The sequence below is a fragment of the Rhodoplanes azumiensis genome, from assembly GCF_042682915.1.
GTDB lineage: Bacteria > Pseudomonadota > Alphaproteobacteria > Rhizobiales > Xanthobacteraceae > Rhodoplanes > Rhodoplanes azumiensis.
This window is the reverse complement of sequence record NZ_JBHUIW010000003.1, coordinates 344,124-354,713: the sequence shown is the minus strand read 5'-3', so window position 1 is coordinate 354,713 and position 10,590 is coordinate 344,124. Positions and strand designations below refer to the sequence as shown.

Sequence of the window (10,590 nt, the reverse complement as noted above, 5' to 3'; positions counted from 1 at the left end):
AGCGTGACGGCGTCGCCGTCGACGAGGCCGGCCAGCGTGCCGTTGCCGGTGACGGCGGCGGCCGTGGTGCCGTCGTAGACCTTCGAACCGGCGACCGTGCCGGCCGCGGCGATGGTCAGGACAGCCCGGTCGATCGTGAGGCGGCCGGCGTCGACGAAGCTCACGGCGTAACCGTTCAGGCTCGTGACGGTGCCCTGGGACACGTCGACCACGTACGGTCCGCCGGCGACGCTGGCGTCGGTGACGGCGCCCGCCGAGGTGACGGTCGGGGTGCCGCTGTAGGCGGTCGCCGCCGTGTCGGCCAGGTACGCCCCGGCGACGCCGGCCTGATAGCCGCTCACCGTCCAGTTCCCCGAGAGATCCGGGGTGGTGCCGTAGGTCTTGGTCGCGTCGGTCGAGGTGAAGGTCAGGGTCGGCTGATAGGCAAAGACGTAGCGGTTGCCGGACGCGATGGTGGATGGCGCGTTCGTCGCGTATGTGGCGTTCCAGATCGCGGTGTTGCCGCTGTCGAGATCGCCGAACGTGTCGGACGTGGGCGACGCCGAGTAGACCAGCCAGCGACCGTTCGGCGTGCTGATCGCAGAAGCGCCGGCATTGTTCACGAAACGGGTGCCCGCGGAGAGCACGACGGCGTCACCGGTCGCGGTCGAGCTCAGCGTGCCGTTCACCGTCAGCGCACCGGCGGTGCGGACGAGCAGACCGCCATTGGCCGTGAAGGAGGCGACCGTCAGGTCGGTGCTGCTGTAGAGATCGAGGCGGCCCGATCCGAGAAGTCCGGACTGCAGCGAAGAGATCGCGTTGCCGGAGTCGGTCAGCAAATAGCTGGCGCTGCCGGAGGTGTACTGAAGCTTGAGCGTCGCGGCGCTGATCGATGCCCCCGCTGTTTGGGTCACCGTCCCGTTGGACGACAGGTTCAGATAGCCGGTCTGGCTGATGGCCTGATCGATGGTGAAGCTGCTGCCGGTGGCTACGATCCAGCGGTTGGCGAGCGACGTCGAGACGCCCGACGACCCGAGCGCGATGGCGAGACCGGACGAGATCGACGACAAGGTCGATGCGGCGCTTTGCTCGAAAAGCGTGTTGCCGAGGATGTTCAGGCCCGTGACCGATCCTGCGGCGTTCTGGACGTAGCTCAGGCCGGCATTGGTGCCCGAGGTGAAGCTGACGAGCTGGCTGTTGCTGCCGATCGTGCCGGGCGCGAGCAGGACGTAGTAGTAGCCGTTCGCCCCGGCGTTCGTCGATCCGACCGCGGTGCCGTTGACCATCACCGCGACGTTGCCGCCGGACGCCGCGGTGACGCCATTGTTCGTGTACGCCGTACCGGAGACCACCTGCGGCGTGCCGGACCAGAAGCTCTTCAGATACGGATAGCTGACACCGGCGATGAGGCCCCACACCGAGGTGTCCCAGGCGCTCGGCAGGGCGGCCTGCAGGGCCGCCCTGGTTGTGCCGGTGCCGCCGGCACTGCTCGACCGGCCGGTGGTCTGCGTATCCCAATAGGAGTCGGTGACGCTGCCGTTGATGAGAACCCCGATCAGCCCGCCGCTGGTCGAGGAGTCTCCGACGACCAGGCCGGTGGCGTAGGCGTTGCTCACCGAGCTTCCGTAGAACTCTCCGGCGAGACCGCCCGCACTATAGACGCTCGCCGTGACGGCGCCCGACGCGTAGGCGTCGGTGATCGTCGCGCCGGCGGTGCCGACGCCGACCAGCCCGCCGACCCTGGATATGCCCGTCACGGCACCGGTCGCATAGGACGTGGTGAGACTGCCGGCGAGCTCGCCGATCAGGCCGCCGACGTCGTAGTCGCCCGTCACGGTTCCGGTCGCGTACGACCCGGACACCGTGTGGGTCGCCGCGTGGCGCCCGATCAGGCCGCCGACGCCCATGCCGCCGGACACGGTGGCGCTCGAACGGGACTGCGAGACGTTCGCCTCCGAGTAGCCGATCACGCCGCCCACGGACTCGCTGCCGCCGACCGTGCCGGTCGACCAGACATTGTCGATCGTCCCGTAGGCCAGGCCGGCCAGGATGCCGACATAGGATCCGCCAACGACGCTCGCGTTGGTGAAGCCGAGGTCGGCGACGACCGAGCCGGTGCTGCCGATGTAGCCGAACAGGCCGACATAGTCCTGCGTCGGCCGATCGATGGACAGCCCGTCGATCACGTGGCCGTTGCCGTAGAAGCTGCCCTTGAACTGCGCCGCGGCGGTGCCGATCGGTGAGAAGCCGGCCGAGCCCCACATCTCCGACGGGTTCGCCAGCGCGGTCCCGAGATCGATGTCGCCGGCCAGCGTGTAGGTGGCGGCCAGCGTCGTCGCGTTCATGGCGATCAGCTGGAGCTGATGCGCATTGGTGATCGTGGTGGAGTATTCGCTACGCAGGAACGGGCGCGTCGAGCCGTCGATCATGAACCAGGTGTTGGTGAAGTCGAAGCCGGTGTAGCTCGATTGCGTCAAGGCCTGAGCCGTGGTCAGAGCCGTCGCTCCGGAGCACGTTCCCGACCCGCAGGCATTCGCCACACCGGTCGTCATCGCGTCCCAATAGACTCCGGACAGTATCGGAGCGCTGCCGAGCTGCTGATAAATCACGCCGCCGCTGAGGAGTAGCGCCGAAACTTGTCCGGAGCTCCAGACATTGGTGAGGGTGACGGCCCCGTTCGTCGTCCCGATCAGGCCGCCGGCGTTGACTGCAGAGACCGACGCGGTCGAATAGGAATCGAAAATGCTTGCGTCATTGGCAGCGACGCCGACCAAGCCGCCCGCGTTACCGGTGCCGCTGCTGCCTCCCTTCACGCTTCCCGTCGCGTTCGACCGAGAGATCGTCCCGCCGAGGACCAGGCCGCCGACGAGACCGCCGACCTGGATATAACCCTCGACCGTGGCACTGCTTTGCGCCTCGCTGATCGAGCCGCCCGACTGCTGGCCGACGAGACCGCCGACGTTATACAACGAGCCACCGACCGAACCGGAAACTGAAACGGCCGTGACTGTCCCGAAATTCTGTCCGATCAAGCCGCCGACATTCAGGTGCCCGGTGATGTCGACGTCCGCCAGCGTGAGATGGCTGATCGCGGCGCTCGAACCCGCAGAGCCGAACAGACCGACCTGATCGGCCGAGGACCGGTCGATGGTGAGCCCGCTGACGGTGTGACCGAGGCCATCGAACGAGCCGGTGAATCGGGTCGTCGAATCCCCGATCGGCACGAAGCCGGCGGAGCCCCAAACGTCGGACGCGTCGGCGAGGGCGGTGCCGAGATCGATGTCGGTCGCGAGCGTGTAGGTGCGCGCGAGCGTCGTCGCGTTCAGGCCGACGAGCTGGAGCTGATGCGCCGTGTGGATGGTGGTCGACGCCTCCATCTGGAGGAGCGGCCGCGTCGATCCGTCGAGCATCGTCCAGGTGCTGGTGAAGTCCCAGCCGACATAGGAGGACTGGGTCCGCGCCTGGGCACTGGTCAGGCCGGTCGCCGAGACGGTGCCGCCGGCGTTCACACCGGCGCCGCTCGTCACGCCGGTGGTCGTCTTGTCCCAGTAGGAGGTGGTGACGGCGCCGCCGTAGTTGAGGCCGACGATGCCGCCCTTGTAGCCGCCGGTGAGCGCACCGCTGGCCCAGCTCTGGCTGACGGTCGCACCGCTTCCCGACAGCGAGCCGACGAGGCCGCCGACGGTCGACCCGGAACCGCTCACCGCACCGATCGCGTAGGTCTTGGTGATGGTCGCCGTGCCGGTGGCGCTCACATAGCCGATCAGGCCGCCGCCGGAGGCGGCCGACGACGTCACCGTCACGTCGCCCGACGCATAGGCCTCCGACACCGTGGCGCTGGCGCCGGTCTGCGCCTGAACCATTCCGACGAGACCACCCGAATAGGCTCCCGTCACCACCACACTGTCCGCATAGGCGCGGCTCAGCGACGCCGTGGTGCTCGACCACAGCCGGCCGACGAGGCTTCCGACATAGTTGCCGCCGGTGATGCTGCCGCCGACCAGCCCGACATTCGTGATGGTGGCGTTCAGGGTGTCGCCGAAGAGTCCGACATAAGAGGCCGACGGGCGATTGATCGTCAGGCCGGTGATGACGTGACCTTGGCCGTCGAACGTGCCGGTGAACTGGGTCGTCGTCGTGCCGATCGGCACGAAGCCGGCGCCGCTGTTCCAAGCGGCCGTGCCGCTCGCGTCGATATCGGCGGCGAGCACGTAGGACTTGCCCAGCAGCGTCGCCGACGAGCCGATGCCCTGCAGGCCGTAGATGTCGGCGATCGCATAGGGAGTCGCCGAACTCCCGTCGCCGGACTGCGCGCGCAGGAACGAGGCGCCGCTGGTGAGCGCGAAGCTGGTTGCCGAGAAGGTCGGCAATGTCGCTGCGATCTGGGTCCACGCCCCGCGTTGCATCGTGAACGAGCCGACAGCGATGGCGCCCGTCGCCGAGACGTTGTTGGTGGCGTTGATGATCAATCCGCCGCCGGCTGCGGTGATGGCGGCATTGATGGCGATGTTGTTGGCGGCGGTCAGCGTCAGCGTGCTGCTGCCGCTCCACGCGATCGCGCTCGCCACCGTGATGTTGCCGGCCTGCGAGCCGGTCGAGCCCGTGGTGACGACGACGTTGCCGGAGGCGAGCGCGGTCGTCAGCGTCGTCACGTTCAGGATCGAGTCGTCGGCGGAGGGCGTGTAGGTGCCGCCCGACGGCGTGCCGCCCGTGTTCGCTCCCGACGAGATCACGACGTTGCGCGGATCGAGGAGGAGCGTGCCGAAACCGAGAGGGCCGACCAGATTCGCCGTGCCGGTGAAGTCGAGCAGGCGATGACCGGAGACTTCGGCGAAGCCGCCCGTGGTCGTCCCGGTGGCGCTGATCGCGCCCGCGAACGAGGTCGAGTCGTCCGACCACACGACGATGCGGCCGCCGCTGCCGGCGATGCCGTCCGCGATCAGCTGTGCGCCGGCCGCGACCGTCGTCGTCGTCGCGGTGGCGACCGTCTCGGCCGAGAAGTTGTTCGCGGCGTTCGCGCCGCCCTGGTAGTCACCGCCGATCAGAAGCAGGCCGCCGGTGGCGCCGCTCACGTCGATTCGGGCCGTGTCGGCGAGCGTCACCCGGTCGGCCGTGGCGATCACGCTGCCGCCCTGGCCGGTCGTGCCGGTCGCCGTGACGCGACCCGACACCGCGAGCGTGTCGGTCGCGGTCACCTTGACGGTGCCGCCGGTCGCGCCCTTCGCCGAGATCTTGCCGGACACGTCGACGTCGGCGCCCGACACGGTGACGCGACCGCCCGCGGCGCCGTCGCGGCCGTTCGCCCGCACATGGCCGGAGACGCGCACACGCCCGCCGGCGCCGCCGCCGATGACGATACGGCCGTTGCTGGTGCCGACCGAGTTGGCCCGGATCGAGCCCGGCACGTTGACGGCGTCGCGCAGGATGCCGGCCGCCGTGGCGGCGCTGAGATGGACGACGCCGCCGTCGGCGACGATCTTGCCCGTGTTGGAGACCAGGGCCCGGCCGTTGCCGTCGACGATCTTGTCGAGCGACTGGGTCGGCACCGCGACCGACAGGAAGCCGTCGCCGGCGAGATCGAGCGTCACCATCTCGCCGCTGGCGAGGCCGACGCGGCCGAGTCGCGCCGTGATCACGCCGTCGTTCGCCACCTGGCCGCCGAGCAGCGCCGCGAAGCCGCCGTCCGACACGTTGATGCGGCCCGCATTGGTGACGCCGGCGGAGGCGCCGTTGCCGGTGAACTTGTAGGAGCCCGACATGAAGTCGCTGTCCTTGATGTCGAGCGTCGAGGCCGCGAAGGAGCCGACGTTCACCACGCCGGTGCCGGTGATGGCGATGCCGTTCGGGTTGACCAGCAGAACGGTGCCGGGCGCGTTGATGGTGCCGGCGATCGACGAGGGCGTCGTCCCGGTGACGCGGTTGAGGGTCGCCGCGGACGCGCCCGGTTGGTTGAAGTTGACGGTGCCGCCGGCGCCGACCGAGAAGCTGTTCCAGTTGATGATCGCGCGGTCGGTCGTCTGGTTGACGTTCAGCGTGCCGTTGCTCGGCGTGCCGATGGTCGCGCCGCCGGCGGCGACCGAGCCGCCGGTCGGCAGCTGTTGCGCGGAGGCGAGGCACGGCTGCATCGCGATCGCCGCGGCGACGGCGATGCGCAGCATGCGGTCGATCGTCACGGTGGAGGTGCCGGAACGCAGTTCGAAACGGCGCGTCGCGAGACGGCTCGAGCCAGTGTTCGTCATGGACATCACGTCACCGCCTCCGGCCGAGCGCGATGCGCCCCGCCGGTCCTGTCGTGGTTGATTTTCCGTTACGTGAGTTTTGTGGGGGTGGCGCGATTGCGGGAACTTTTTTATTCGAATACGCTCAATTCACCCCGTGAATGACTGTGTCGCGGGCAGGAAAATTCCTGTCGGAACGGCCAGATGACGAAGAATCTGAAAAATATCGATCTTAACCTTCTCGTGATTTTCGAAGCCATCTATCGAAACGGCAACATCAGCCGGGCGGCCGAAAGCCTGGGCATGAGCCAGCCCGCCGTGTCGAACGCGCTCGGCCGGCTGCGCGAGGCCGTCGACGATCCCTTGTTCGTGCGCTCGCCGCGCGGCGTCGAGCCGACCGCCAAGGCGCGCGAGCTGATTCACCCGCTGCGCGACGCGCTCGGCCTGATCGGACGCCATCTCGGCACCGCGGGGGACATCGACCTGTCGACCTACAAGCGGCTGTTCCGGATCATCATCGTCGATCCGCTGGAGCCGATCATCATGCCGCCGGTCCTGAACGTGCTGAGCGCGAAGGCGCCCCATATCGACATCGAATGCACGCAGGCGCATCCGCGGGTGACGGACGATCTCAAGGCCGGGACCGTCGATCTCGCCTGCTTTCCGTTCCCGGTCGACACGACCGACATCGTCTTCAAGCCGATCATGACGCTCGATCCGGTGGTCATCAGTCGGCGCGACCACCCGGAGATCGTCAAGCCGCTCGATGTCGCGACCTTCGAGCGGCTGGCGCATATCGGGCTGCGGCGCGAGCTGCGTGGTCTCGCCGAGGTCGACAAGAGCCTGTCGGTCGGCACGCGGTCGCGCCGGGTCGCCTACATGGCCTCCAAGATCTGGTCGATTCCCGCGATGGTCGAGCGCACCGACCTCATCAGCATGCTGCCGCGCTCCTTCTGCGAGGAGATCCAGGGCAACTTCGCCATCGACGTGCACGAGATGCCGATCCCGGTGCCCGAGCAGCACATCTACATGCTGTGGCACGCGAGCAGCGAGAACGACCCCGGCCACATCTGGCTGCGCGAGGAGATGATGCGGGCGTTGCGCAGCAATCGCGGCCCGCACGCCTGATCACGCCACCGCCCGGGTCGGGTCCGTGCTCAGGCCGCGTCGCGCGCGGACACGGGCGTGCCACGACGGGAGAGCCAACGGCCGGCGAGGACGAAGTGAAGGGCGCCCCAGGCGCCCAATCCCTGCATCACGGCGAGCGCGTAGCCGAGCGAGCGCGGCCCGGCCTCGGCGAACACGAGCTGGCTCAGCGCCCCCACAAGCAAGGGACCGATCCCCAGGCCGATCAGATTGACGCTGATGAGGAACAGGGCGGAGGCGGCCGGCCGCAGCGTCGGCGCGAGCCCGTCGTGGAGCGCCGCCAGCGCGGGGCCGAGATAGGCGTTGGCGGCGGTCGCCGGCAGCACGAAGGCGGCGAGCGCCACGGCGGTGCTGGGGGTCAGGTAGAACAGGAGCGCGAACGGCTTCACGACGATCAGCCACGCGCCGATCACGACATGCGATCGGCCGCGCTCGAAACGCTGCAGCCGATCGGCGAGGCGCCCGCCGAGCAGCACCACGCCGGCGCCGCCGACCCCGATCACCAGCGCCAGATAGGCGCCCGTGGTGGCGAGATCGAGCCCATGCACCCGCACCAGGAACGAGGGCACCCACGAGATCGCACCGTAGCCGACCGTCGCCGTGATGGTCGCCCCGACGACGATGTGCCGCAGCGCCGGGTCGCCCCACATGGTCCGCATCGTCAGCGCGAGAAGGGCGAGCGAGGGCATGGCGCGCAGCGCCTCGGCGTCGCGGTCCGGCGCGCGCTTCGGCTCGGCGACGGCGAGGCGGACCACCAGCGCCATCGCCGCGGTGGCGAGGCCGCAGCCGACGAAGGCGGTGCGCCAGCCGTAACGCTGGCCGACGAAGCCGCCGACCAGGAAGGCGAGGAACACGCCCAGATTGATGCCCGACGACCACGTCGCCATCGCGCCGGCGCGCTCGTGCGGCGGAAAGGCGTCGGAGATCATCGCGTGCGAGGCGGGCGTCACGCCGGCCTCGCCGGCGCCGATGCCGATGCGTCCGAGCAGAAGCTGGACGTAGGACTGCGCGAGCCCGGACGCGACGGTCGCGAGCCCCCACACGGCGGCCGAGACGGCGACCAGATTGCGCCGCCCATGGTTCACCACCCACACGGCGGCCGGGATGCTGAGCCCGGCATAGAGGATCGCGAAGGCGAAGCCCGACAGCAGCCCGAGCGCGACGTCGGAGAGCGCGAACTCTCGGCGGATCGGCTCCAGCAGGATCACGGTGAGCTGACGATCGAGCTGGTTGAAGGCGGACAGGATCGTCAGAACGACCAGCAGGCGGGTACGCGCCGTCATACGGACTCCGGATCGGCCGGCCGACGCCGGCGACCGGAATCAGTATCGCAGCAGCGCGCCGGCGAACAAGCGCCAGCCGTTCTGGTCGGTATCGTAGAAGTTGTCGTTGCGCTGGCGGCTGAACTCGACGAAGCCGGAGACGGCGGACGTCGGATCGCCCGTCGGCAGGGCATAACGCAACCCGACGCCGACATTGGTCGCATGCACGCTCGGCTGCTCCAGCACGGTCGCCTCCACCAGGATGCGCTCACCTGTCGCACCGAACAGATAGGGGGTGAGCACCAGCGGATCGGGTCCGACCGGCAGCGCGAGGTTGCGGCCGAGCTCCACCCGCGTCGCCCAGGCGGTGTCGCCCGGGAACGAGCCGGCCGCGAAGCCGGAGAGCAGTCGCGGCCCGACCAGATCGAACTGCTCGGACTTGAGGAGCGGCTTGTTGAACGAGGTCTGCCCGGCGGCGCCGAGCATCAGATACAGGTCGGCCGGCAGCGCCTGGGTGATCTCGACATGGCCGTCGAGCTTGTCGAAGACGGCGTCGGCGCCGAGCCGCGACAGCGGCGTTCCGCCCACCGCGTCGGCCGCCGTGCGCGCACCGAGGGCATCGAGGCCGCGCGAGTAGACGGCCCCGAACGTGATCACGGTGCCGCTCTCGCGCCGGCGCCAGATGCCCTCGACGCCGCCGCGCAGCGCCCGCACCCGGTCGAGGCTGAGCGCGATCGGCGGCACGAAGAACAGCGAGAACAGCTCCTCGTCGGTGCCGTCGAGGCGCGCCGCCACGGTGATCTCCACGTCGCGCCGCTTGACGACGTCGTAGGCGAGGCGCGTGCGCCACTGGTCGAGCGTGCCCTGGCTGACCGACAGTCCGGACACCCGCGGCGTGGTGATGCCGTTGGTCACGGTGGCGTCGAGCTTCAGCCCCTCGATGCCGATCGGCAAGGCGAACCCGGCCGAGAGATAGCGGCGGGTCGGGTTCGCCGTGATCCAGTCGCGGTCCGGCAGACCGGCGGCCGAGACGAAGACCTGCTCGCCGAAGCCGAGATTGCCGTTCGCCGAGCCGGACAGCACGAGCTGGCCGGTGCCGAACACGACCGGCATCGCGTTGTCCACATAGGCGCTGCCGGTGAGCGGCTTCCAGCGCCCGGTGAGCACCAGCACGGTGCCGCCAGTCTCCTGGCCCGCCGCGAAGACGGCGTTGAGCAGCAGGCCCGGCGCCTCGCCGGCGATCAGCAGGCGACGCTCGAGCTCGCCCTGGGTCAGGCGCGGCTTGCGAAGCAGCGGCGCGAGCACATCCGAGACCCGGCGCCGCACCGGACCGGGCAGCGCCTCCGCGTCGATCCGCTCGACGAAGCCGTCGACGACCCGCAGCGCGACCCGCGCCGCCTTGTCGAGCTCCTGCGGCGTGATCACGATCCGCACCAGCGGATAGCCGGCCCGCACATAGGCGGCCTGCAGGGCGGAGGCGAGCTCGAACAGCTGCGCGACCGTGATGCGCTTGCCGATCAGCGGCGCCTCGAGGGCGCGCCGCGCCGCCACGAGGTCGTCGAACTCGTCGGCGACGTCGACGCCGGTGAGCACGAAGGACAACGTCTTGGCCTGCTCCGGCACGGTCGCTCCGGCCTCGACGCGCGGCAGCACGATGCGGGGCGCGACGATCGGGGCCGGGCGAATGACCGGCGGCTCGACCTGGCTGGTCGACGGCGGCAGCAGTTGCGCGGCGGCCGGCGGCGCCGATGCGAGCGCGATCGGCCAGGCGACGAGGCAGCACAGCCCCGCCCATGCGGCTCCCGTTGTTCTCACCACCACCCCCGTCTCACGCCGACCTTTGTTTGTTGCCGGGACTATGGGTGACAGGGTTTTCGATGACAAGGTCGAAAGAGCAACACAAAATAGCTATTTATCTGACGAATAATCGGTATTTCCAATTTGAATTGGCGCGACCGGGCATTTGACGATAGCTCGCGATCCCG

4 protein-coding genes are annotated in these 10,590 nt (G+C 69.2%); 1 reads left to right on the top strand and 3 read right to left on the bottom strand.

Going from position 1 to position 10,590, the window contains the following annotated elements:
- The coding region (locus ACFSOX_RS05175; protein ID WP_378476713.1) for a two-partner secretion domain-containing protein at positions 1 to 6,218 on the bottom strand (6,218 nt) is incomplete at its 3' end.
- A gap of 183 nt (positions 6,219 to 6,401) precedes the next feature.
- On the opposite strand from ACFSOX_RS05175, the gene ACFSOX_RS05170 reads away from it, so the two are divergent.
- Positions 6,402 to 7,325: a LysR substrate-binding domain-containing protein gene (locus ACFSOX_RS05170; RefSeq protein WP_378476712.1), complete on the top strand. Its 924-nt coding sequence runs from the start codon at positions 6,402 to 6,404 to the stop codon at positions 7,323 to 7,325.
- A 29-nt stretch (positions 7,326 to 7,354) separates the two neighbouring features.
- Here the strand turns inward: ACFSOX_RS05170 and ACFSOX_RS05165 are convergent, their stop codons facing one another.
- Together ACFSOX_RS05165 and ACFSOX_RS05160 are read right to left on the bottom strand one after the other, a co-directional pair.
- Positions 7,355 to 8,626 (bottom strand): MFS transporter, encoded by a 1,272-nt coding sequence (locus tag ACFSOX_RS05165; protein ID WP_378476711.1) that lies wholly within the window; start codon positions 8,624 to 8,626, stop codon positions 7,355 to 7,357.
- A gap of 39 nt (positions 8,627 to 8,665) precedes the next feature.
- Positions 8,666 to 10,420: a ShlB/FhaC/HecB family hemolysin secretion/activation protein gene (locus ACFSOX_RS05160; protein ID WP_378476710.1), complete on the bottom strand. Its 1,755-nt coding sequence runs from the start codon at positions 10,418 to 10,420 to the stop codon at positions 8,666 to 8,668.
- Between the last annotated feature and the right edge of the window lie 170 nt (positions 10,421 to 10,590).

What these genes read in the sequence shown, in the direction of transcription:
- ACFSOX_RS05170 (WP_378476712.1), top strand. Translation starts at nt 6,402, where the DNA reads ATGACGAAGAATCTGAAAAATATCGATCTTAACCTTCTCGTGATTTTC.
- ACFSOX_RS05165 (WP_378476711.1), bottom strand. Translation starts at nt 8,626, where the DNA reads ATGACGGCGCGTACCCGCCTGCTGGTCGTTCTGACGATCCTGTCCGCC.